This window comes from Acidaminobacter sp. QWL-03, assembly GCF_058683855.1.
Genome location: NZ_CM178752.1, coordinates 3205506 through 3228726 on the forward strand (window position 1 = coordinate 3205506; position 23221 = coordinate 3228726).

Here is a 23221-nt window from a genome sequence, read left to right on the forward strand (position 1 = left end):
AAATATTGGAAACACGCAACTGATAACCTGTCCATTTTTAGCGAAATACCAAAATTATATTGCATATTGCTCTGATCACAGTGAAATATGGCATCAGATTAAGTGATTCAGTGTGAAGGATCGAAATTTCACTTAGAGATTTGACATTGAACGAACGCTTTTGATATGTGTGAAGGGATCATTTGTTTTAATTGGGCATTATTGTTTTTTTTGACTCAAACAAGAATACGCATGCATTTCGTTCTCTACTCGTACTTTTTTCGAAAGAGTGATTTGAGCTTAGGAGGTATCAATAAAAATGGCAAATGTGGTTTTGGAAAATATTAGCAAGGCTTATGGGGACACCCTGGTTGTTGATAACCAATCATTGGAGATTAAGGACAAAGAGTTTCTAATATTAGTAGGTCCATCCGGATGTGGCAAATCTACAACGCTTCGCATGATAGCCGGACTTGAGGAAATTTCAGAAGGCAATATTTACATAGACGGCCGAATCGTCAATGATGTTCAGCCAAAGGATCGCGATATAGCAATGGTGTTCCAAAATTACGCCTTGTATCCGCATATGAAGATTTATGATAATTTGGCGTTTGCGTTGAAATTGCGTAAATATTCAAAAGCTGAAATTGATGAAAGAGTCAAAGCTGCTGCTAAAATGCTCTCCATTGAGGAGTATTTGAATCGTAAACCAGCTCAACTTTCAGGCGGACAAAGACAAAGGGTCGCGCTGGGCCGGGCAATTGTCCGTGAACCAAAAGTATTTCTAATGGATGAGCCTTTGTCAAATTTGGATGCGAAGCTCAGAGTTCAGATGAGAACAGAGATCAAGATGCTGCACGAGCGTTTGAAAGCGACCATGATTTATGTCACCCATGATCAGACGGAAGCTATGACAATGGGAGACCGCCTTGCGGTTATGAAAGATGGCATCTTTCAGCAGGTGGATACACCGCTGGAACTGTATAGCCGACCGGTAAATAAATTTGTTGCTGGCTTTATTGGTTCGCCGCATATGAACTTTGTAGAAAGTCTCTTAGTCTTTGACCAAGGTGAATGGAGTCTCAATATTGACGCGTTTAAGCTTGTACTGGATCAAGATAAAGTGACCGAAAGGATGAAATCTTTTTCAAATAAGAAAGTCATTTTGGGCATCCGTCCTGAGGACATTTACGAGGCCTCCAGAGATAAGACCCATTCTTTGAACAATAAGGTCATGGCTCGGGTTGAAGTGACTGAACCAATGGGTTCCGAAACGTTTGTCAGTCTGAGGATCAACGATAAAAAGGTGCTCGCAAAATTGACAAGTGCATTTAATGCTTCCTATGGAGAACCTTGTGAGTTGGCTTTTGATATGTCTAAATGTCATATTTTTGATATTGAAACGGAGGAGAACATCAGCCTGCGATAGTCGGGCTGAATTAAAGTGTTTCTTGGTTAATCCACCGCAGAGAATTGGATCAGGAGACTCCAAGACCCAGTTCTTTGGCAGTTCATAAATCTAGAATTAGAAGGAAATGACGCAAGACAGTAACTGAATCCAATTCAGGTTAGAAGAGAGGTGGAGAAGCAGTTTTTATTTAGGGGCAAGAGAATGATCATAGGAGGGGAAAAGTAATGTCGAAAAAGTTGTTAGTCATCTTTATCATTCTAAGTTTAGTTCTAACTGGTTGTAGTTCGCAAGTCGCACCTGAAGTCGCTGCAGAAAAAGAATTAGAGTATATTGAATACAATCTGCTGGCAGGAAAACCTTTTGATGGCGAAACTATCAAAATCCTAAGTACTGCTGGTACTGTTCCTCAATTTTTAGCGATTAAGAATATGACGGCTGAATTCACAGAATTAACAGGAATTAACGTAGTTTGGGATTATGTGGCTTGGGATGCTTTCCAACAAACTTTTATGACTGAAGCCACTGCAGGTGCAGGTACATATGATCAGCTGGTCTGGATTGATGCATGGGGTGCAGGCGCACAAAACTATCTCCTGCCTTTAGATGACTATATTGCTAGAGACAATATTGATATGAGCGATTATCCGGAAGGTTTCCTTCAAACGGTAAAAATTGGAACAGACAACATTTATGGTATGCCGCACCGTGGCAACGGACTGATTCTGTTCTATAATAAAGCGATCTTTGATGAGCTTGGACTTCAACCACCTGCGACTTGGGATGATTTTGTCACGGTTTCCAAAGCAGTTGAAGAAGCAAAAGGATTCAAAGGCACAGCGCTTCCTTATACCATTAGTAACGGCCAGAACCTCATGGTTTGGTATGGTATGCTGTGGGGCAAAGGCGGAGATATCTTCAATGAGAATTGGGAACCAGTCTTTAACAGTCCTGAAGGCGTAGAAGCTACTCAAGACTATATTGATTTCTTACTCAAGGACAAAATCGTACCTGAAGGTGCCGTCACTTGGACCGAGGGAGAGACAGTCACTGAACTGCTTCAAGGAAGAAGTGCAATGAACGTGACTTGGTCGTGGCGTTATGAGAGCATGACGGACCCTACACAAGCTGTTGAAGGCGTCCTTGGCAACATCGCTATGGCTCCGGCACCTGTCTATCCAGGTCAAAAGGAATCCGTCAACTACGCTACAAACTTTGCGGTCAGTATTTCAAAGGACTCCAAACATAAAGACGCGGCTTGGGAATATATGAAGTTCATGAACAATGCTGAAGTTGAAAAACGTCTGGTTATGGACAAATCCAGCCCTGAAACCAGCACAGTTGTGACCATGCACTCGTCAAATCTGCTGGATCCGGATATCAACGCACTTCATGATGATCTGCAAAAAGTCACTTATGAAGTGCTCAAGTCATCCAGAGCACTGCCTATTACGCCTATGTGGCTGCAGGTTCAAGGTGTTTTGGAAGTTGCCATGAACAAAATGGCTTCCGGTGAGCCGGTTCAAGCATCGCTGGATGCTGCTGCAGAAGAAGTAAAAGGTATTATGGAGCGCGCAGGCTACTATAAGAAATAAGTCACATTCAAAAATTTCAGTGAAGCACGGATTCGTGCTTCACTGAAATAACCATTGAAATTATGACTGACAGAGAACATAAAAACGTCCAACATTTGGACTCTGGCACCAAGGCATCTCTGATTGGGGGTACATAAGTGAGTGAGCTTCGACCTAAAGCGATTAAGAAATATCTGATTTTGCTGCCTGCATTGATAGTAATCATACTGACCTCGACTTATCCAATACTCTATTCATTTTGGTTGGGCTTCCAAAGATGGATGGTTTGGGAATCGCCGGCACCACTTGGATTTGTGGGCTTTGAAAACTTTGTCCGTGGATTTGCAGATCCTAAATTTCAAGAGGTCGTTGGTACAACTGCCCTATATACTGTGATTTCAGTTTCCATGTCAGTTGGAATAGGTCTCGGGATCGCAATGCTGCTTCAAAAATCCGGGAAATTGAATACGGTCATTAAAATGTTTTTAATCTTTCCGTTTGCAGTAAGCCCTGCACTCAAAGGCTTTACGTTTAAATTCATGCTTAACCCTTCATTTGGCATTCTGGACAGATCAATAAAATATATTTTCCCGTTCTTAGAAAATGTGGTTTGGTTAAATCATCCCTTCTGGGCACTGTTTTGGCTGGCAATGTCCGAAGTTTGGGGATGGGCACCTCTCGTTGCTTTAATGTTTCTTGGTGCTCTGGGCTCGATTTCACCTTCAATATTTGAAGCAGCAAAACTTGATGGAACCAATAATTTTCAGCTCTTTATACATATTACATTACCTTTACTTAAGCCGGTCATTTTGGTAGTCACGTTACTCAGAACCATTTTTTCACTTAAAATGTTTGATCAAGTTGTAACTATGACAGGTGGCGGACCTGGCTCATCGACACAAGTAATTAACTACTTCATTTATCAGACAGGATTTCGCTTTATGGATATGGGATATGCAGGCGCTTTGGCTACGACTCTGGTAATTGTGATGACAATCATTGCGTCAATATATGTCCGTACTCTTAATGGTAAGGAGGCGTAGTTATGGAAGCGCCGCAAAATATGATAATGAAGGTTAGAACGATGAATAAGACAAAGTCTCGGATTTCTGTCAAAAATTATGTGCTAATAATATTGGAAAAAATGCTTCAGATCTTGGTACTTTTGTTTGTTCTATTTCCCATCGTCTGGATTATTTTGACAGCATTCAAAAGCTCCACTGATGCTTATTCGACAAGTCTCTTGTTTAAACCGACGCTCGACAATTTCAGAACAATAATTGCTCCGCCTTATAGCGTGGGGCCACTCTTTCGAAACAGTATAATAATTTCCTTCGCTACCGTGGGCATCGCAATCCCTTTGGCGGTCATGGCGTCCTACGTGTTTTCACGTTACAAATTCAAAGGCAGCAACAGTTTGCTGGTCTATATCCTCATGACACAGTTTATTCCAGCGGTAGTCATAGTCATGCCGTTTTATATGCTGTTCAGAAATTTAGGCATGCTGGATACAAAGGCTGCGCTGATTACAGTTAACTTGTCGGTCGCTTTGCCGTACGCCATATGGCTGCTTAAGGGCTTTGTAGACGCCCTTCCAAAAGAAATTGAGGAAGCGGCATTGATCGATGGCTGTACTCAGCTGCAAATGTTAAGACACGTTGTTTTTCCTCTTATTGCTCCCGGAGCCATTACCACCGCCGGCTTTGTGTTTGTCGGTGCGTGGAATGAATTCCTTTATGCCATGATCCTTTCTAGAACAACATCTTCAATGACGCTGACGATTGGCTTAATGAATACCTTGGGGCCAAGAGGCGTCATCTGGGAATACATGTCAGCCGTTGGTTTGTTGGTCATGATTCCTGTCTTCCTGCTATCGTTGACTATTCGTAAGCATTTTGTTCAAGGGTTAACCATGGGTGGCGTCAAATAGCTTTTCAATTTGGGGATTATCTTAAGCACAAAAACTATAAAAATCTATTCGGAAGATGGTCTCTTTAAACGCAGGGGTCATCTTCTTTTTTTTGGATCTGGAAGGGTACTGATGAGATTCAGTAAGAACCAGTACTTTGCCGATGGTCGACCATCGGCAGTATTCGTCTTTGGAGCTAATAATTTGAATCTCCTTAGAGTATTAATGTTGGATACCCTGGTGTTGTGGTAAAATGAACCCAATAATACCATTCCAAGACTAACCAGGAGGGACTTTATGGAACAGGACAAAATATTGATTATTGATATGGGCAGCACCAGAAATACTTACATTGCAAGAGAAATCAGAGAGATGGGCGTCTTTACAGAAATCCATCATCACGACATGACCGAGGACGAGCTCTCGAAAATCACCAATATTAAAGGCATCATCCTAAATGGCGGACAGAATCGTGTTGTGGATGGGGTTGTCATTCAGGCTTCCGAAGCCCTCATGAAGGCGGGCATTCCGGTTTTGTCCGTGGATCATAACGGCAGCGCGCCGTGGCCGGAAGAGGTCGAGGTGCGGCTTGAAAAACTGCAGGCTTTTATCTTTGGGGCGTGCAAGGCACAAGCCAACTGGAATATGGAGAACTTCATTGCTGAGCAAGTCGCTCAGATCAAAGCTCAGGTAGGTGATGGCAAAGTTCTCCTCGCGCTTTCCGGCGGGGTGGATTCATCTGTCGTGGCGGCGCTTTTGATCAAAGCCATAGGCAAGCAGCTGACCTGCGTCCACGTGAATCATGGCCTCCTTCGAAAGGGCGAGCCGGAGGAAGTGGTTCATGTGTTCCGGGAAGAGATGGGCGCCAATCTGGTTTATGTGGATGCGGTGGATCGCTTCCTCGACAAGCTGGCTGGGGTATCGGATCCGGAGAAGAAGCGCATGATCATAGGCGCTGAGTTCATCCGCGTCTTCGAGGATGAAGCTGGAAAGCTTGAGGATGTCAAGTTCCTGGCTCAAGGCACCATTTATCCGGATATTATTGAGTCCGGCACGAAAACCGTAAAGGCAGTCAAGAGTCACCATAACGTGGGCGGACTTCCAGAGGATCTGGAATTTGATTTAGTAGAGCCGCTGAAGATGCTGTTTAAGGATGAAGTGAGGGCGTGTGGCTTGGCACTGGGGCTGCCGCGCAGTATGGTATTCCGCCAGCCGTTCCCGGGTCCAGGCCTTGGCGTTCGATGTATAGGCGCTATTACGCGTGACCGTTTGGAGGCAGTGCGCGAGTCGGATGCGATTCTTCGAGAGGAGTTTGCGAAAGCAGGCCTTGAGGGAAAAGTCTGGCAGTATTTTACGGTGGTGCCGGATGTAAAGTCCGTGGGCGTGCGCGATCACAAACGCAGCTTTGAGTGGCCGGTGGTGCTGCGTGCGGTCAACACAGTGGATGCAATGACTGCCACTGTTGAACGTGTCCCATATGAAGTGCTGGAAATAATAACACACCGTATCACCCATGAAGTGAAGGGTGTTAACAGAGTGCTCTATGACCTGACGCCAAAACCGGCGGGGACTATAGAGTGGGAATAGACTGGCAGGGTCCTTTGGACCCTGCCTTTTTCTGTCCGTAGGACAGAAAAACCCAACAGGCGTAGGCCTGTAGGGAGGCTATTCACGAAGGATGCCGCTGAGCGGGGATTTGCTTGATTTGGGGTAATGGAGGGATGAAAGATTCAAAGATGGTGTAGGTGAAAAAAGGTGTGAGCGTAAGCAGCATCCGAGGGATTGTGACTCTCGCGCGATAGAAGTTAGAAAAGCGTGCGCGCCCTGCCTTTTTTCTGTCCGTAGGACAGAAAAACCCAACAGGCGGCGGCCTGTTGGGAGGCTATTCACGAAGGATGCCGCTGAGCGGGGATTTGCTTGATTTGGGGTAATGGAGGGATGAAAGATTCAAAGATGGTGTAGGTGAAAAAAGGTGTGAGCGTAAGCAACATCCGAGGGATTGTGACTCTAATAAGAGAGTGTTTAGAAACGAACTTCTATAAACTGGTCGAGTAGTTCAAGCCTCGCGGCTTTTCACCCTCACAGAACCGTGCATGCGCAACTAACGCACACGGCTCTTCGCTTCAACATTCACGTCAGATAACTAACTCCAGCACCAAGATTATAAATCATCACATTAGTTTGCACTATAGGGAGCGGGTATTTCTGGAGAAACTTGACATAGCCCGCCAGGTTGAAACTTTTTCTCTGGCTCCGACGGTTCAACCAACGAAATAGCAGTTTTCGTACTTCTGTCACAAAATAACCTACACTTCGTCTGTTTCCCCTGACTCCGTAGTAATTGATGTGTCCTTGCACCTTGCTTTTCATGATTTTCATAATTTCTTTTGTCGGTAATGTCCTATTGTCACGCATCCATTCTTTGCATCTTTTGAGACTGGCTTTATATTTCTTCTTGCTCGTTTTTTACTTGATCTCTTTGAAACCAAATTTGTTTGGGTTTTTGTCTATATAAAATGTGAACCCTAGGAAGTCAAATGGATCAGTGTCATCTTTATCATCTTTACGTTGGTAAAGTTCGATGATTCTTGTTTTGTCCTCGGCGACTTCCAGCTTGAATTTAGCCAGTCTTTCAATGAGTGCGTTGTAGAATTTGATGGCGTCTTCTTTGTATTCGAAGCAGAAAACGCTGTCGTCTGTGTCCCTCACCATATAGGCTCTCCTCTGCAGTGTTTTCTGAACAACTTCTCGAACCATAAATCCAGAACATAGTGTAGATAAATATTGGCGAAAATTGGGGATGCAACACCACCTTGTGGAGTACCTTGTGGTGTGTCTTTCTTTATCCCCGCTTGAACAATGCCCGCTTTGAGTATTCTTTGAATTAGTCTTATGATGTTTTTATCCCGAATCTTGTGTTTGATAAATTTGATCATCCATGTGTGATCTACGTTGCAAAGAAACCCTTGATGTCAGTATCCTCTACGAAATTTATACGCGTTTTATTCACTATTTTTCGTAGCATTTTGATCGCGTCATGGCAGCCTCTGCCGGGTTAGTATCCAAAGGAGCAAACAAGAAATATTTCTTCGCAGATGGAATTCAGAACTTTTGCGAGGGCTGCTTGTACCGATTTATCTTAATACGCAGGTAGTCCAAGTGTCCTTTTGGGATCCGTGCCTGGTTGAATAATCCGGACCAGTTTGAGCCACCGTTCCGACGAGCCAGAGCCACTTGTCCGATGTTTTAGAGCCACCATTCCGATCAACGGAGCCATCCGATAGAATAGTCATGGCACAAAAATGTGACCAAATATTCTAAGGAGGTTCTAATGAAGAACATCAGAGAAATTCTACGGCTGAAAAGCCAAGGGATCAGCGAACGAAACATCGCATCAAGCCTGAAGTGCTCAAGGAATACGGTGTCCAAAGTATTGCTAAGAGCCAATGAATTAAATATCAGGTGGCCACTGGAAGTCGATTATACAAATGGAGAACTGGAAGAGCTGTTTTTTCCGAAAGAAAGTGCTTCGGCAAGTACCCATCGTCCTCCTAATGTTGAGTACATCCACTCGGAAATGAAAAAACCCTCAGTTAATTTAAGGTTGCTTTGGTTCGAGTACTGCGAAACCTGTAAACAGTCTAAGGAACTACCGTTGATGTATTCTCAGTTCTGCAATGTCTACCAGAAGTATGCACGTCAAAACGTGCAACGATGCATATACCCAGAAAACCAGCTGAAGCGATTGAAGTAGATTGGGCAGGGCAAACAGCATACATCTATGATCGCGAGACTGGTGAGGAAATAGATGTCTATCTGTTTGTTGGCGTCCTCTCGTATAGCCTATATGCTTACGCTGAAGCCATCTATGACCAGTCAAAAGTGAGTTGGATCAACGCTCATATCAATATGTACAACTTCTATGGCGGGTCAACACGGATCCTTATTCCAGACAATCTAAAAACAGGCGTTACTAAGCCTGATACGTATGATTCGGTGATCAACAAAACTTATGCAGTGATGGCAGAGTACTACAACGCTGCTGTATTACCGGCCAGGATTAGGCGTCCCAAAGATAAAACCTAGTGCGGAAGGAACTGTTGGCGTTATTTCCACTTGGATTATTGCAGCGCTTCGCAATAGAAAGTTCTTTAGTTTTCATGAACTAAATATTGCAATACAAGAAAAGCTTGTAGAATTCAACACAAAACCATTTCAAAAAAAGAACGGAAGCAGGTTATCTGCATTTGAAGATGAGGAGCAACCCTACCTTCAACCGTTACCTGCTTCCATGTATGAAATAGCTGTCTGGGCTATAGCAACCATACAACCTGATTATCTCATAAATGTGGATGGAAACAAGTATTCAGTTCCTCATGTGTTTATTGGTAAACAGGTGGATGTCAGATACACTGGAAAAGCCATTGAAGCATTCTTTCACAACAACAGAATCGCCTCACATACCAGAAGATATGGGATTTGCGATCCGGTTATACTGCCAGAACATATGCCCGAGTCCCACAGACAGTATCTAGCCTACACTACTACCAATTTCCTTGAGTGGGCAAACGGAGTTGGGCGTTTTACTGAAACCGTCATGAAAGCTCTCCTCGCTGCAAACAAGGTCGAAAGACAGTCGTACCCCTCATGCAAAAATTTGATGAAACTTGCAGACAAGTTTTCCGTTGAGAGAATTGAAGACGCCTGCGAGCGCGCGCTTGCTTACACTCCAAGCCCTAGTCTCAAAAACATTCAGATGATTCTCAAGACAGGACAGGATCGAGTAAAACCCGAAATAGATAAAACTATGTCCCGACCTAGTGGACAGTATGGCATCACTAGGGGAGCCGCATACTACGGAGGAGGAAAATCCAATGATTAACCAACCTACCGTTGATAAACTTCATCTTATGCGGCTTAGCGCTATGGCTGATGCTTTTCAGTCTCAAAGTGGCGACCATTCCTATGATGGCCTTTCCTTTAGTGACCGTTTCGGAATGCTTGTAGACGCAGAATACCAGAAAAGGCGATCCACAAAACTTCAGCGTGCAATTAGGACGGCTGCATTTCGATTCCCAGATGCGTGTATAGAGGATATAGAATATCACGCTGACAGACAATTAGTGAAATCTGATATTCTTCAACTATCAACCTGTCGTTATATTACTGAAGGTCATCATATCCTATTAAAAGGGGCTGCAGGTAGTGGAAAAAGCTATCTTGCGTGTGCCTTTGGTAATGCAGCTTGTAGAAGTTTTTTCAAGGTTAGGTATATCCGACTGCCAGAATTGTTGAATGATTTGACCGTTGCAAAGGGAGAAGGAACATATAAGAAAGTGATTAAAGCTTACCAAAAGTTTGACTTACTGATCATCGATGAGTGGCTTCTTAAACCACTTTCAACGAATCAGGCTATGGAGTTATTTGAGATCATTGAAGCCCGAACAAGAAGTGGCTCAATGATTTTCTGCACTCAAATCGATCCTCCTGGTTGGTACGAACGTATTGGAACTGCTGAGGATGGAACGGTTTCTGAAGCGATTATAGACCGCATCAAGCATAACTCTTATGAAATATTCATTGAGGGCGATATGTCTATGAGGGAGCGCCACGGACTGAAATCTAACAGACCAGGGGGATCCTACTGATGGGTCAAGAAAATTACAAAGTGCGATATGAAGAACTTCATGGTATCTTTGATGAATTGCTGTTTGCACACCAACAAGTCCTAATTGAAGTTGGAGAATTGCGAACTGAAAACGAAATCCTAAAAAGCATTTTAGATAAACAGGGCATTGAGATACCCAGCAGATACAACGATTTTTAGCAGGTTTAATAATAAATCTTGGATATGCCACTTCGGTGGCATATCCATAAAACTTCAGAGTTGCTCTGTCGTCCGAGATCAGTGCACTCTTTTGCCGAGACGGGCGCTCTGGTTTACCGTGATACCTGCTCTCTTACGACGAAATATTCAAACTACCTCAACTCGACCGATCGCAGACAGAAGCGTATATCAAGTCACATATCGATTATGCCGAAGGCGCGAGTGAAATCTTCACAGAAAAAGCGGTAGATGAAATCTACAAGTACTCTGCTGGTACACCAAGAGCGATCAACAAGGTATGCACCCATTCTTTGATGTTTGCTGCACAACGGGCTAAAAAGCTGATTGATGATCACATGGTTAAAACGGTGATCTCAGCGGAATTACCTTGATCGATCTGGCCACATTACATGATGTTTTGTGGCCATCCATTGAACAAACGACGGCAAAGTTAGTGAGCTAATTTTGGCAAGTTATGCGAGCAAGGCATGGACAGAGCTAGAGAGCAGCAACACACGTGAATGTAAAAAATAGCCTCATTTGGTAAAGTGAAATTATTTTCATATTTATCAAAATACTTGTCAAAATTCGAAATATTCTTACGTTGAAAGCCTCTGAGTTTATGTGGTATTTTATAATAACTAAAACCAAGAGAAAGCGGAGGCTGATCGACAGTGATACAAAGCAATCAGGGCTATGTTCTGGACCGACCGGAAGTCAAGAAACTCGAAAAATACAGATGGGTAGTGTGGACCATCTTGGCACTCACGTATGTTTTTGTTACCTTTCACAGAATGGCAACCGGTGTTGTCAAAGCAGAGCTGCAGGAGACCTTTGGAATTGGCGCTGCTCAGTTCGCGACTATTGGATCAATGTATTTTTATGCCTACTTCATTATGCAGATCCCTTCCGGCATCTTAGCGGACAAGATCGGTCCTAGGAAAACAGCAACGTGGTTTTCAATTCTGGCCGCGATTGGATCAGTGATTTTCGGTTTGGCACCAACCTTGGAAATCGCGTACCTCGGAAGATTTATCGTGGGGATTGGGGTCTCGGTTATCTTCATTTGTCTTATCAAAATCCAGTCTCGCTGGTTCTATTCTAAAAACTTTGCACTGATGATTGGTTTCGTTGGAATGGCCGCCAACACCGGCGCGCTCATGGCTCAAACGCCGCTGGTTTATGCAACTGGGGTACTTGGATGGCGTACGACGTTCGTCGTCCTTGGAATTATGATGCTGTTTTTCGCCGCGTTGACAAAAGCTTTCGTCAAGGATGATCCAACTGAGATGGGGCTGCCGGGGATGGATGAGCTTGAAGGAAGACCATCGGCAAAGTCTGATGTTAAAGTGATGCCAGCGCTGAAGTCAGTGCTGTCCAACCCGAGAACCTGGACGGTCTCAATCGTCAATGTTGGAATGTACGTAGGTTACATTGTACTGCTGGGGCAGTTTGGCGTGCCGTACCTCATGGAATCCTACGGGCTGGAGCGCGTTCAGGCGGCGAACATGATCATAGCTGCTGTCGTGGGGTCTGCCGTAGGTGCCATGGTGATTGGGTACGTTTCCGACCGAATCAAAAGAAGAAAGCCGGTGCTGGTGGTGCTGAGCGTCGCTTCGCTGATTGGATGGCTGTTGTTTGTTTATGTTGGAATCCCTGTGGCAATCCTGCCTGTGTTCCTGTTCCTGCATGGCTTTGCGATCACCAACTTCACCATGACATGGACCATAGCCAACGAGGTCAACGACAGAAGGCTTTCAGGCATTGCGACGGGTGTAGTGAACTGCATAGGCTTTGCAGGGGCTGCCATTGTGCCGGTATTCATGGGCAGAATCCTCGACACCTACAGCGCAATGCCGCAGGTTGGCTATGACAAAGCGTTCTTGATTCTGATTGTCGTGGTTACTATTAGTGTCCTGGCGTCCTTCTTTGCTAAGGAGACAAATGCGGTGAATGTGTTTGAGGCGTCTGCGAAATAAGAACGCTTAGAAGTGCGCTTCATTTTAGGTGATGAGTACCTTTTGGAGTTTTGAGTAAGATTAACTGAGATGATGCGTTCATAGGAATGCCCGCAGTCTGCGCGTCGACTGCGGGCATTTTATTTTGAAGTATGACGATGTAAATAACAGTTCTTTGCCGCATGTCGTAAAGGTATGATAAAATGATATCCAGAGTCAGTGATCTGGAGCGGAATCAAGCGCAAACTGAGGCGCGGACGCTCGGGAAATGTGCTTGTCGTCAATTCCAGGCTGGAGTGATATAAAATGAATATTGGAATTTTTACAGATTGTTATTATCCGCAGATCAACGGCGTCGTCACCTCGGTCATGACCCTTCGTGAAGAACTTATGCGGCGGGGGCATCATGTAACTATTGTCACCGTGCAGGTGCCGGGTTATAAGAACTCGTCCGACGGCGTCATAAGAATCAAAGCGATCCCAAAGATAAAACTGATGGATTTCAGAATGGCGCTGCCGCTGTTCTACCAGGATTACCAGCGCATCAGGGATCTGCAGCTGGACGTGATCCATACCCATACGGAGTTTACCATTGGACTCTTTGGGCAGTTTATGGCCAGCCGCCTGAAGATTCCTATGCTGCACACCTACCATACCATGTATGAAGACTACACTAACTATATTCTGCGGATCAAGCGAGGGCGCGGGCTGGTCAGGCACTTCATGCGACATTCAAGCAAACGGTATGTCAGGCGCTATGACGCGGTCGTCGTGCCATCCCTTAAAACAGAAAAAGCGCTGCGAAGCTATGGGATTAAGAACAGCATTCATATTCTCCCGACGGGGATTGACCTGGCAAAATTTCCGCGCTATGAAAAGGATGATCCCCATCTGGCGGCGCTGCGTCAAAGTCTGGGGCTTGGGGATTCGACCAAGGTCATCCTGTCTCTTGGGCGCGTTTCTGAAGAAAAGAGTGTGGATGTGATTATTGCACAAATGGAGGCACTGTCCGCGCGGATTAGTGACGTCAGGCTGCTGATTGTGGGAGATGGTCCTTATATGGCGACGCTGCAGCGGTTAGCGCTGGAAAAGGGGCTGGAGCATCACGTGCAGTTTGTTGGACGCGTGCCGTGGGAAGAGGTGCCCTTTTACTACAGCCTTGCGGATGTTTTCGTAAGTGCCTCCAAGACTGAAACCCAGGGGCTGACCATTCTGGAGGCCATGGCCTGTCAGGTGCCGGTGGTTGTCTATGAGGACGACAATGTGGCCGATTTGATCAGGGATGGCGTGTCGGGCAGGCTGTTTAAGACCTCTGAAGTGTTGACGCAGTGTCTTGAAAGCGTGCTGCTTAATCCTGATAAAGCTGAGTCGCTTGCGGTCAGCGGCAGACAGGTTGCGGCTTCGCTGTCCACGGAGAAGTTCGGTGAGATGGCGGAAAAGCTTTACTTGGGTCTGCTGGAGAGAACTGTTGAAATTGAAGGCGATGCAGATCGGGCTTCAATATCTCTTTAAACGAGGGGAATGGTTCTGTAGGCTGTGAATTGATGAGCCAGAAGATTGAAGCAGCGGATCGACGAAGGCTTATGAGTTGAAATTGACATGACCATCGGCAGAATGATTTTACAGCTTTTAAAAGTGCTGTAAGGCAATTTGCCGATGGTCATTTTTCATGCCAAAATTCTTTACCTTAGACCCTGAAATCGATGATCATTGAAGCTTAATAAAGCTCAACGGAATCGAAATAAAACGCGCCGGTATCCGAATTGTCAAATAGAATCTCAATGGGATCGATCTGCGTCAGATCCACAATTTTGAATGTCATTGAATTATGAACGTTTATGGCTGAGTTACGACATAGCCATCAGAGAGGGTTTTCATGAAAGCGACGAGGGCGGCTTCTTCCTCAGCGGTAAGACCGAGGTTGCCAAGCTCATCTGTGTTGACGGTGGCTGGGTATTCTGGTTCCGGCCAATCTTCCGCAACGACGTCTCTTGTATTATAGAAATGCGTAATGTCTTCCAGTGATTTGAAGTAACCATTGTGGCAGTAAACCTTCACGAATTCAGGGTATGGTCTCAGATCCACGTTTCTGAGGGTTGGAACTTTGAATTTCCCGAGTTCAGACATGTAGATGTCTTCCTCAAAGCCGGCAGCCTCGAGGAACCCCCCAAGTCCTAAGTCGATCCATTCAGCGTCATCTGGATTCCATTTTTTAGGCATGGCGTAGAACGGATTATCGGGATTTTTAGGAATCCCAAGGTTGTCGTAAGTGAAGTCGGTGAAGAGCGGCTTATCACCATCTGAGATATGACAAGCGGAGCACATGGCCTTACCTTCGAATAATTCAAGGCCCCAAGCTTCTTCATCGGATAGCTCAACTTCACCCATTAAGTAATAGTCGAATTTCGATGTAAACGGATTAACTTCGTCGCTACGCTCATAGGCGGCAATGGAACGGGCAATGCGTTCATAAGTGCCAGCTACATCTTTCGCAAAATCCAGGGAGCCTGGTCCCCAAACTTCTTCGAACAGATCCGCGTAGTCGGATTTTGCTGCCATGAGTACAACCGTTCTCGCATTAGGCATAGCCTGTTCGAGTGGATTCAAAAACGGGCCCTGGGCTTGCTCAGCCAATGGATCGCCAAGGGTCCAGCCTGTAGCGCGGCCATCCCAGAACATGCCGCCGATCCAAAGGTCCTCAGTCTCATCAAAATAGAGGATTGGACTTTCCCCACCGTAGGCAGCGGTTGGAGGTTTGCGGTTGCCGAAGCGGGTGGTTATAGCACCGGGATAAATGGCAAAGGTGTCGTTGATCTCTGAGTCAGGCCCTACAAACCCAACCTCAGGCGCATGGCAGGTCGCACAGGACATGGTGCCGTTGACGGACAGGTTTTCGTCAAAGAAGATTTCCTTGCCCAGTTGTTCCATAGGAGTCAGCTCGGTGTCGCTCGCAGAAAAAACAACAAGCGTGAAAATTAAGGCAATGGAGAGGAGTAAAGAAACCAACACTTTCCTTTTCATGGTTAACAATGCCTCCTTACTAAATGGGGATTGGTTCAGGAGAGTCTATTGGCCATAGGCAGCACCTCAAAATGGAATTAATGCTGTGATATTAAGTTGTTTCAATGGATTTGAGCGCTGAAAATCTATTTCGCTGTTATGTAATAAGCTGAATATCACAGGTGTATGGTTGACATAATATTCATACCCAGAGAGAGTAGATTTAGACAGTTGTTAAACATTCGAGAGAAACGAAGTGAATAACTGGCATTGAGGATCGAATATACCAACGGCAAAAAGAGACATTAAATGAAGGAGAATAAGGCTGGCCAGCAGCCCTATGACTACTGCGACTATCACATATTAATCCCGATTCTCCAGTGAAGTTGAAAGTCAATGTCGCAAGCTCTGGCACCAGATCAAATCCTGTCCGCGTCACCAAGTTCAAGTTGGTGACAGTCACCAAGTTCATTTCTGTCCGCGTCACCAACGACCTTCTTCCAATAAAAAAACAGCCCGCTGTCAAGCGGGCTGTTAACATTTTCAATCCAATTCCACCTTTTCAATCCAATTCCATCTAAAGCGGGCAGTCCTTGTTCAGTGCCTCATGCTTGTAGGTCAGTTTGCCGGAGGCAAACTCGCCTACGGTTTGGCCGTGACCAATGAGCTTGTATTTGTAAATCATCAGACCGTCCAGACCCACCGGGCCTCTGGCGTGGATTTTGCTGGTGCTGATGCCGACCTCGGCGCCGAAGCCATAGCGGAAGCCATCGCTGAAGCGAGTGGAGCAGTTCCAGAACACATTCGCGGAGTCGACCAGGGTCATGAAGGTCTTGGCTGCGGCCTCGTCCTCCGTGAGAATGGCGTCAGTGTGGCCTGAGCCGTAGGTGTTGATGTGTTCAATGGCGTCTTCGAGGCTGGACACGACTTTGATGGAGAGCTTATAGTCGACGTACTCCGTGCGCCAGTCTTTTTCAGTGGCTTCGCCGATTGAAATAATTTTTCGGGTCTGATCACAGCCGACCAATTCTACGTTCTTGGCTTCCATTGCCGCCTGAATCTTTGGCAGCAGACGCTCCGCCACGCTTTCATGGACGAGCAAAGTCTCCATGGTGTTGCAGGCCGCCACGTACTGGGTCTTTGCGTCGACGAGGATTGGGAGCATTTTCGCCTCATCTGCGTCTGGGTGGAGGTAGATGTGGCAGACACCATCGGCATGGCCAAGCACTGGGATGCTGGAATTATCCATGATGTACTTGACGAAGTCGTTGGAGCCCCGCGGGATGAGCAGGTCGATGTCGTCGCTGAGCCTCAGCATCTCGCTTACGTCCGCACGGGTCTCGATGAGCTGGATCCAGCCCTCCGGAAGGCCCGCTTCCACGCTGGCCTCAGAGATAATCTGTGCCAGGATCCGGTTGGTGCTGGCCGCTTCGGAGCCGCCCTTCAGGAGCACGGCGTTGCCGCTCTTGAGGCAGAGGCTGGAAATCTGAACCAGGGCATCCGGCCGGGACTCGAAGATGACGCCAATGACGCCAATAGGGCAGCTGATCCGGTAAAGGTCAAGGCCATTGTCCAGCTGCGTGGCGAGTTTGGTCTGGCCGACGGGCTCGGGAAGCTTGATCAGGCTGCGGATGCCTTCGGTGACTTCAGCGAGCTTTTCGTCTTCAAAGCGCAGGCGCTTCAGCAGCGGGGTATTAGGGCTTTCCGCCTCGACGCGGGCGCAGTCCTCGCGGTTCGCCGCAATGATGTCGCTCTTTCTGGCCTCGAGCTTGATCGCAATGGCCTCCAGAGCGTTGTTCTTGGTCTCGGCGTCCAGCGCCGCCAAGCGGATTGACGCCTTTTTCGACGCGTGGGCACGTTCTTGTATACTCATGGGATTCACCTCATTTAGCTTAGTTGTTGGTTCAATATTATATCACAACTGGGGTGAGGGGGGAATGGGGAGACCATCGGCAAACTTTTTTGGCTAAAGCTTGCTCAGAACGGTTTGCCGATGGTCATAGGACTTACACTATCGCTCAAACTTTATCCATCAAGTTAAAATAATAACAAATATGACTGGTGAATTAAGTACTGGTTTTAAAAATAAAAACATAGCAATTCGAAGGACTGAATGAATGTGTAAAAGTATTTACGGCTGACTTGCGCGCTCTAAATAAAAAAAAATTACATAAAAAAAACAAAAAAGCCCGCAATGTTGTTAAAATAATAACAAAATAGTATACTTTATACCAGATAGCGATTCACATCCACATGGATACCACAACCGACTTAAGGAGGTTATTATGATAATTCAAGTCTGCATTGGAAGCGCCTGTCACCTGAAAGGCTCCTACAAAGTGATCCAAACCCTCAAGGGACTGATTGAGGCGGAGGGGCTGGAGGACCAGGTCATCCTCAAATCGTCCTTTTGCCTTGGCGCCTGCTCCGGCGCGGTTTCGATTCAGGTCGACGAAAACCCTGTGGAACCGCTGCATCCCGAAGAGGTGGTTCACTTTTTCGAAGACCGTGTCAAAGGGGTGACGCTGCGTGAAATTCATAGAGTTTGATCATCATAAGTGCGACGAATGCTACAAATGCCTGCGCGTGTGTCCCACCAAAGCCATCAAGTTCACCGACCACAGCCGCGACATCATGAACAGCCTTTGTATCAAGTGCGGGCTGTGTCAGGCCAGCTGCCCCCAAAGTGCGCTGACCATTCAAAATGACCGGCACCAAATCAAGAAGCAACTCCATCTTGGACGTAAAATTGCCGTCTCCCTCGCGCCCTCCTTTCCCGCGGCCTTTGAGGACCAGGATCCCAAAAGGATCATCACCGCGCTCAGGACCCTGGGGGTAACATGGGTTGAGGAAACAGGTGTCGCGGCGGAGCTGGTCTCCAGAAATTATGAAGCCATGCTGGAGACTATGGGGACGGAGAATGTTCTGACTACCTGTTGTCCATCCGCAAACTACCTGGTTCAGCACTATTATCCCGAGCTTCTGGACGCCATGCTGCCGGTGGTTTCGCCCATGATTGCCCACGGGAAGCTCCTCAAGGAAAAGTATGGGACGGACTGCTACACCGTATTTATTGGGCCGTGCCTGGCCAAAAAGGCGGAAGCGGAGGAAACGCCTTACATAGACGCAGTATTGACCTTTAATGAACTGGCGGCGTGGCTGGAAGATGAGGGGATCTCCTACAGACAGCTGGCACCGGGGGTCTTCGATGAAAAAGCCACCATCCGGGGCATGGCTTATCCCATGGGCGGGAGCCTTTTTAAGAACGACCGCCAGACGCCCATTCACAGCGGGTACAGAATGATCCGCGCGGACGGCATTGACCGCTGCAAAGATCTGCTGGAAACCCTTAGAATAGGCGGCATTAAAAATTACTGTATAGAAATGAATATTTGCAGCGGCAGCTGTATTAACGGGCCGGATATGCCCCACGATGGGCTGAAGTTCTTCCAGCGTAAAGACCGGATGCTGGATTACCTGAAAGCCCACGCCGACCACCGGGAGTTGGATCAGTTGCTGTGCGACTGTTCCTCGGATTTATCCTTCAAGCATGACTTTGAAGCTCATGTGGTTCAGCTGAAAAAGCCTTCTCAGGAGGCCTTGAATGAGATCCTGCGCAAAATTGACAAATTCAGTGAAAAGGATCACCTCAACTGCGGGGCATGCGGCTATGATACCTGCCTCGACAAGGCCATAGCCGTTTACAATCAGATGTCAAAGCCCCAGATGTGCCTGCCCTATTTGCGTTCAAAGGCAGAAAGTCTCAGTATGGCATTGTTTGAGCATACACCTAATCTGGTGTGCGTCCTGGATCACCAGCTGACTATAGTGGAGTACAATCCTACTTTCGCCAAGACCTTCGAAATGGAATCGCATTCCCTTAAGGAGGTCCCGGTAGTGGCGTTCCTTGATGGCGCGCTTTTCAGAGAGTGCGTCAGGACGGAGAAAAGCGTCTTTGGGCAGAGGGTACATCTTGAGACCATCGGCAAAGTCTTGTATTGTAATGCCATTTATACGGAGCGCTTTATCTTGGGGATCATGACGGACATGACCGCCTTCGAGAAGAGCCGCCGGGAGCTGGCGGCCGTGAAGGAGAAGACGCTGGTGGCCTGTCAGGAGGTCATCAACAAGCAGATGCGCGTGGCCCAGGAGATTGCCAGCCTGCTGGGGGAGACGACCGCGGAGACGAAGGTCAATCTCAACCGGCTGAAGGAGATCGTGATGATGGACGAGGGCTATTGAGATGGGAAAAACGGAAACCTATATTGACGTGGCCCTTCACGCGCTGAACAAGAAGGGGGAGGAGCTCTGCGGCGATCAGGCGGACCTCTTCAAGTCCGACGACGAAATTTTCTTTGTGATGGCCGATGGTCTCGGGAGCGGCGTCAAAGCCAACATTCTGGCGACGCTGACGGTCAAAATCGCCATGACCATGCTGCGGCAAGGGGAGTCGCTGGAGGAGACCATTGACACCATCATGCAGACCCTGCCGGTGTGCAGTGTCAGAAAGGTGGCGTATTCGACTTTTTGCATGGTTCACCTGAAAAACGACGGCCGCTGCCGGCTCATTGAATATCACAATCCGCCGGTGTTCTTCTGCAGGAACGGCCGGATCACCCCCTATGTCAGCACCTATGAGACTTACGGGGACAAGGAGGTCCGGATCTCGGAGCTTGAGCTGGGGATTGGGGACTATCTGACCATAGTCAGCGATGGGGCGGTGCACGCGGGGGTGGGGACCATGCTCAACCACGGGTGGGAGTGGCCGCACATTGCGGCGTTCCTGAACCGCCAGCAGCCCAAATCCGCTGAGCTGATCTCGAAGACCTTGATTGAGACCTGCAACAACCTATACGGCGGCCTGCCCGGGGATGATACCAGCGTGGCCACTCTTATGCTGGTGGCGCCCAAGGTTACTCGGTTGTTTTCGGGGCCGCCGGTGCAAAGAGAGCAGGATCATGAGGTGGCGGCGCGGTTTGTTCAGGGTTCGGCAAAGCGGGTGGTCTGCGGCGGCACGGCAGCCAATTTGATGGCCCGGGAGCTGAATCGAGAGCTGTGTTGCGAGATGGATTATTATGAGCCGTCCATTCCGCCGATTGCCCACATCAAGGGCATAGACCTGGTGACGGAGGGGGTGCTGACGCTGAAGCGGGTGTCGGAAAAGCTGGAGGACTATGCCGATGGTCACATAATCGCCTTTGAGAAGCCGGACGCGGCCACGCTGATCCTGGACCTGTTGATCAATGACAGTACCCATATTGAGTTTTGGATTGGGAAGGCCATTAATCCCGCCCACCAGAATCCGGATTTTCCTTTTGAGCTGAGCATCAAGCAGAACATACTGGACAGGATCATAGCGACGCTGAGGCAGATTGGGAAGATTGTGACGGTACAGTATGTTTAAGGAAGAGGTGGTCGCTGTGAGAACCTTTGAGAATCAAGTACAGCTTGTCAAATATGAAGTCTTGAAAGAGGTCGCCAGACTGGCGTTTCAGGATCAGTTGGAGGCGCTTTATGTGCGGATCCCGAAAGTTGTGGATCCCGGACCGGAGCCCAGGTTCAGGTGCTGTATCCATCATGAGCGGGCCGTGACCAAGGAGCGGATCAAAATGGCCATGGGGGGCACGCCGGCGATCCCGGGGGTCGTCGAAGTTCTGGATGCAGCCTGCGACCAGTGCCCCGTCAGCCGCTATAAGGTAACTGAATCCTGCCGGGGCTGTCTTGCCCACCGCTGCCAAGGGGCGTGTCCGGTTAGCGCGATCCAGATGATCCAGGGCAAGGCGATCATCGATGAAAGCAAGTGCGTGGAATGCGGGCGCTGCCAGTCGGCCTGCCCCTACAACGCCATTGTCGACAACCTGCGTCCCTGTATGAGAGCCTGCCCTGTGGAGGCGCTCTCGATCAACGCTCAGAAGAAAGCTGTGATCGATTATAGGAAATGCATCCAGTGTGGAGCGTGTGTGTATAACTGTCCTTTTGGTGCCATTCAGGACAAATCTGAAATTGTGCCTGTAATCCGAAAGCTGATGGCCGCCCGCCGGCCTGGCGCGCCGCAGGTTTATGCGGTCATTGCCCCGGCCTTCGCGTCTCAGTTCAACTATGCGAATCTTGGGCAGATCATCACCGGCATTAAGCGGCTTGGGTTCAGGGATGTGGTTGAGGCAGCCCTGGGCGCGGATTTGGTGGCGGTGCATGAGGCGGGGGAGCTGCTAAGTCATTTGGAGAATCACCACTATATGACAAGCTCCTGCTGCCCGGCATTTGTGGACTTTGTTCACAAGAAGCACCCGCAGGTCCTTGAAAATGTCTCTGGGACGGTGTCGCCCATGATTGCGGCGTCGAAGCTCATCAAAGCGGTGGATCCGTCTGCAGTGACGGTGTTTATTGGTCCGTGCATTGCCAAGAAGGCTGAAAAAGCGCTGCCTGATCTCACTGGGATCACGGATTTTGTGATGACCTTTGAAGAACTGCTTTCGCTTTTGGATGCCCGAGAGATCCACCTGGAGGAACTTCCGGAATCCCCGATGAACAACGCTTCTTACTACGGAAGGATCTTTGCCGGGGCAGGGGGGCTGTCTAAGGCGGTGGTGGCTACGGCGCTGAAATTGGCGCCGGATTCAGACGTCAAAGCCGTCGCCGCTACAGGCGATGGCATCAAGGCCTGCGATAAACTTTTGAAGCTGGCCAAGGCCAATCGTCTGGACGGCAACTTCATTGAAGGGATGGCCTGTGAGGGCGGGTGCATCAAGGGTCCTGTGGCGCTGCATCATGGTGCCAAAGACTTGAAGGCACTGGAGTCTTATGCCAAGCTGGCGCTCGAAGAGGATGCCATTGCCGCCACGAGGATTTTTGGTGAGGTGGAGATTAAACTGAGGCGGAAGTTGGAAAAGGAATTGGCGTAAGGGAGTGCGAAAAAGGGTGAAAAACGCTGCTGGCGGTCGTTAAATGACCACTGGCAGCGTTTTTCGTTCATTATGAACGAAAGATGTGGAAGAGGATGGTGCCCCATCTGAGAATGGATATCGCAAGCTCTGGCACCGAAAAAAAAGCTGTCCGCGTCCCCAAGTTGAAAGCTGTCCGCGCTACGCGCTTGAATCGCGTCTGCAACCACCAACTTCCACACGGGTTGACGAGCAGAGAATCCCATGTTACAATGATATCGAAACGCGATAACGAAAAACGAAATTGAAAAGCGAAATCAACAAATACAACGATAACCACGAAAATCACAATCAAAGCGAGGTTCCTATGAGCGGATACGTCAATAAAAGACTGTTTCAAGGCTTTATCCTCCTCCATATCCTTCACCACGCCAGCGAAACGCCGGTGTTCGGCAGCTGGCTCATTGAAGAGCTTTCGGAGCATGGGTACAAGCTCAGCCCTGGAACGCTCTATCCCATCCTGCACCATTTGGAAGAAGAGCAGCTTCTGGAGCACTATGAGGAAAACGTCAATGGCAAGATCAGAAAATACTATGTCACCACGGAACAAGGTCTGGCAGAGCTGAACGAGGCCAAGCGCTACCTCGCCGAGTTGACTAAAGAGATTGGCATCATGGAGGCCTAA

The 23221-nt window shown here is 47.8% G+C and carries 19 protein-coding genes and 1 pseudogene; 16 read left to right on the forward strand and 4 right to left on the reverse strand.

What is annotated here, in order from left to right; genetic code table 11:
* Positions 1 to 298 precede the first annotated feature (298 nt).
* The 5 genes from AC4PHM_RS14875 (at position 299) to guaA (ending at position 6457) form a co-directional block, all read left to right on the forward strand.
* A complete protein-coding gene (locus AC4PHM_RS14875; RefSeq protein ID WP_492018516.1) occupies positions 299 to 1408 on the forward strand; it encodes an ABC transporter ATP-binding protein in 1110 nt (369 codons plus the stop codon).
* Between the two features lie 206 nt (positions 1409 to 1614).
* Positions 1615 to 2982, forward strand: a complete 1368-nt coding sequence (locus AC4PHM_RS14880) for an ABC transporter substrate-binding protein (protein WP_492018517.1) — start codon at positions 1615 to 1617, stop codon at positions 2980 to 2982.
* A gap of 137 nt (positions 2983 to 3119) precedes the next feature.
* A complete protein-coding gene (locus AC4PHM_RS14885) occupies positions 3120 to 4004 on the forward strand; it encodes a carbohydrate ABC transporter permease (protein WP_492018518.1) in 885 nt (294 codons plus the stop codon).
* 2 nt (positions 4005 to 4006) lie between these two features.
* Positions 4007 to 4891 carry a carbohydrate ABC transporter permease gene (locus AC4PHM_RS14890; protein ID WP_492018519.1) on the forward strand — a complete coding sequence of 295 codons (885 nt, stop codon included), beginning with the start codon at positions 4007 to 4009 and terminating at the stop codon, positions 4889 to 4891.
* A 276-nt stretch (positions 4892 to 5167) separates the two neighbouring features.
* Positions 5168 to 6457, forward strand: coding sequence for a glutamine-hydrolyzing GMP synthase (gene guaA, locus AC4PHM_RS14895; RefSeq protein ID WP_492018520.1), 1290 nt, complete (start codon positions 5168 to 5170; stop codon positions 6455 to 6457).
* Between the two features lie 543 nt (positions 6458 to 7000).
* Here guaA and AC4PHM_RS14900 read toward each other — a convergent pair.
* Together AC4PHM_RS14900 and AC4PHM_RS14905 are read right to left on the reverse strand one after the other, a co-directional pair.
* Positions 7001 to 7297, reverse strand: a pseudogene (locus tag AC4PHM_RS14900) (group II intron maturase-specific domain-containing protein); the annotation flags it as partial.
* Positions 7298 to 7336: 39 nt separating this feature from the next.
* Entirely contained in the window at positions 7337 to 7582 is a 246-nt protein-coding gene (locus tag AC4PHM_RS14905; protein WP_492018521.1) for a hypothetical protein, read from the reverse strand.
* A 1002-nt stretch (positions 7583 to 8584) separates the two neighbouring features.
* On the opposite strand from AC4PHM_RS14905, the gene AC4PHM_RS14910 reads away from it, so the two are divergent.
* The 6 genes from AC4PHM_RS14910 to AC4PHM_RS14935 all read left to right on the forward strand — a co-directional run bounded on the left by AC4PHM_RS14910 (position 8585) and on the right by AC4PHM_RS14935 (position 14167).
* Positions 8585 to 8956 (forward strand): hypothetical protein, encoded by a 372-nt coding sequence (locus tag AC4PHM_RS14910; RefSeq protein ID WP_492018522.1) that lies wholly within the window; start codon positions 8585 to 8587, stop codon positions 8954 to 8956.
* A 205-nt stretch (positions 8957 to 9161) separates the two neighbouring features.
* Positions 9162 to 9752 (forward strand): Mu transposase domain-containing protein, encoded by a 591-nt coding sequence (locus AC4PHM_RS14915; protein WP_492018523.1) that lies wholly within the window; start codon positions 9162 to 9164, stop codon positions 9750 to 9752.
* Complete coding sequence (istB, locus tag AC4PHM_RS14920) at positions 9745 to 10518, forward strand: IS21-like element helper ATPase IstB (protein ID WP_492018524.1); 774 nt, start codon at positions 9745 to 9747, stop codon at positions 10516 to 10518. Before AC4PHM_RS14915 ends, istB begins: the two co-directional genes overlap by 8 nt.
* On the forward strand, positions 10518 to 10697 hold the full coding sequence (locus AC4PHM_RS14925) for a hypothetical protein (protein WP_492018525.1): 180 nt from the start codon (positions 10518 to 10520) through the stop codon (positions 10695 to 10697). The genes istB and AC4PHM_RS14925 overlap by 1 nt, the downstream gene beginning before the upstream one ends.
* A gap of 674 nt (positions 10698 to 11371) precedes the next feature.
* Positions 11372 to 12676 carry an MFS transporter gene (locus AC4PHM_RS14930; RefSeq protein WP_492018526.1) on the forward strand — a complete coding sequence of 435 codons (1305 nt, stop codon included), beginning with the start codon at positions 11372 to 11374 and terminating at the stop codon, positions 12674 to 12676.
* Positions 12677 to 12961: 285 nt separating this feature from the next.
* Positions 12962 to 14167, forward strand: a complete 1206-nt coding sequence (locus tag AC4PHM_RS14935; RefSeq protein ID WP_492018527.1) for a glycosyltransferase family 4 protein — start codon at positions 12962 to 12964, stop codon at positions 14165 to 14167.
* Between the two features lie 324 nt (positions 14168 to 14491).
* On the opposite strand, the gene AC4PHM_RS14940 is transcribed toward AC4PHM_RS14935, so the two are convergent.
* Both AC4PHM_RS14940 and AC4PHM_RS14945 read right to left on the reverse strand, forming a co-directional pair.
* Complete coding sequence (locus AC4PHM_RS14940; RefSeq protein ID WP_492018528.1) at positions 14492 to 15676, reverse strand: cytochrome-c peroxidase; 1185 nt, start codon at positions 15674 to 15676, stop codon at positions 14492 to 14494.
* Positions 15677 to 16232: 556 nt separating this feature from the next.
* The gene (locus tag AC4PHM_RS14945; protein WP_492020523.1) at positions 16233 to 17564 is read right to left on the reverse strand and encodes a glutamate-5-semialdehyde dehydrogenase; all 1332 of its coding nucleotides are present in this window, start codon (positions 17562 to 17564) and stop codon (positions 16233 to 16235) included.
* Between the two features lie 376 nt (positions 17565 to 17940).
* On the opposite strand from AC4PHM_RS14945, the gene AC4PHM_RS14950 reads away from it, so the two are divergent.
* The 5 genes from AC4PHM_RS14950 to AC4PHM_RS14970 all read left to right on the forward strand — a co-directional run bounded on the left by AC4PHM_RS14950 (position 17941) and on the right by AC4PHM_RS14970 (position 23221).
* Positions 17941 to 18204, forward strand: coding sequence for an NAD(P)H-dependent oxidoreductase subunit E (locus AC4PHM_RS14950; protein ID WP_492018529.1), 264 nt, complete (start codon positions 17941 to 17943; stop codon positions 18202 to 18204).
* Positions 18185 to 19897: a [Fe-Fe] hydrogenase large subunit C-terminal domain-containing protein gene (locus AC4PHM_RS14955; RefSeq protein WP_492018530.1), complete on the forward strand. Its 1713-nt coding sequence runs from the start codon at positions 18185 to 18187 to the stop codon at positions 19895 to 19897. Before AC4PHM_RS14950 ends, AC4PHM_RS14955 begins: the two co-directional genes overlap by 20 nt.
* 1 nt (position 19898) lies before the next feature.
* Positions 19899 to 21059, forward strand: a complete 1161-nt coding sequence (locus AC4PHM_RS14960; protein ID WP_492018531.1) for a SpoIIE family protein phosphatase — start codon at positions 19899 to 19901, stop codon at positions 21057 to 21059.
* Positions 21052 to 22557 carry a 4Fe-4S dicluster domain-containing protein gene (locus AC4PHM_RS14965; RefSeq protein WP_492018532.1) on the forward strand — a complete coding sequence of 502 codons (1506 nt, stop codon included), beginning with the start codon at positions 21052 to 21054 and terminating at the stop codon, positions 22555 to 22557. The genes AC4PHM_RS14960 and AC4PHM_RS14965 overlap by 8 nt, the downstream gene beginning before the upstream one ends.
* Positions 22558 to 22903: 346 nt before the next feature.
* Entirely contained in the window at positions 22904 to 23221 is a 318-nt protein-coding gene (locus AC4PHM_RS14970; RefSeq protein WP_492018533.1) for a PadR family transcriptional regulator, read from the forward strand.

What these genes read in the sequence shown, in the direction of transcription:
- AC4PHM_RS14875 (WP_492018516.1), top strand. Translation starts at nt 299, where the DNA reads ATGGCAAATGTGGTTTTGGAAAATATTAGCAAGGCTTATGGGGACACC.
- AC4PHM_RS14880 (WP_492018517.1), top strand. Translation starts at nt 1,615, where the DNA reads ATGTCGAAAAAGTTGTTAGTCATCTTTATCATTCTAAGTTTAGTTCTA.
- AC4PHM_RS14890 (WP_492018519.1), top strand. Translation starts at nt 4,007, where the DNA reads ATGGAAGCGCCGCAAAATATGATAATGAAGGTTAGAACGATGAATAAG.
- guaA (WP_492018520.1), top strand. Translation starts at nt 5,168, where the DNA reads ATGGAACAGGACAAAATATTGATTATTGATATGGGCAGCACCAGAAAT.
- AC4PHM_RS14905 (WP_492018521.1), bottom strand. Translation starts at nt 7,582, where the DNA reads ATGGTGAGGGACACAGACGACAGCGTTTTCTGCTTCGAATACAAAGAA.
- AC4PHM_RS14910 (WP_492018522.1), top strand. Translation starts at nt 8,585, where the DNA reads ATGCATATACCCAGAAAACCAGCTGAAGCGATTGAAGTAGATTGGGCA.
- AC4PHM_RS14915 (WP_492018523.1), top strand. Translation starts at nt 9,162, where the DNA reads ATGTATGAAATAGCTGTCTGGGCTATAGCAACCATACAACCTGATTAT.
- istB (WP_492018524.1), top strand. Translation starts at nt 9,745, where the DNA reads ATGATTAACCAACCTACCGTTGATAAACTTCATCTTATGCGGCTTAGC.
- AC4PHM_RS14925 (WP_492018525.1), top strand. Translation starts at nt 10,518, where the DNA reads ATGGGTCAAGAAAATTACAAAGTGCGATATGAAGAACTTCATGGTATC.
- AC4PHM_RS14935 (WP_492018527.1), top strand. Translation starts at nt 12,962, where the DNA reads ATGAATATTGGAATTTTTACAGATTGTTATTATCCGCAGATCAACGGC.
- AC4PHM_RS14940 (WP_492018528.1), bottom strand. Translation starts at nt 15,676, where the DNA reads ATGAAAAGGAAAGTGTTGGTTTCTTTACTCCTCTCCATTGCCTTAATT.
- AC4PHM_RS14950 (WP_492018529.1), top strand. Translation starts at nt 17,941, where the DNA reads ATGATAATTCAAGTCTGCATTGGAAGCGCCTGTCACCTGAAAGGCTCC.
- AC4PHM_RS14960 (WP_492018531.1), top strand. Translation starts at nt 19,899, where the DNA reads ATGGGAAAAACGGAAACCTATATTGACGTGGCCCTTCACGCGCTGAAC.
- AC4PHM_RS14965 (WP_492018532.1), top strand. Translation starts at nt 21,052, where the DNA reads ATGTTTAAGGAAGAGGTGGTCGCTGTGAGAACCTTTGAGAATCAAGTA.
- AC4PHM_RS14970 (WP_492018533.1), top strand. Translation starts at nt 22,904, where the DNA reads ATGAGCGGATACGTCAATAAAAGACTGTTTCAAGGCTTTATCCTCCTC.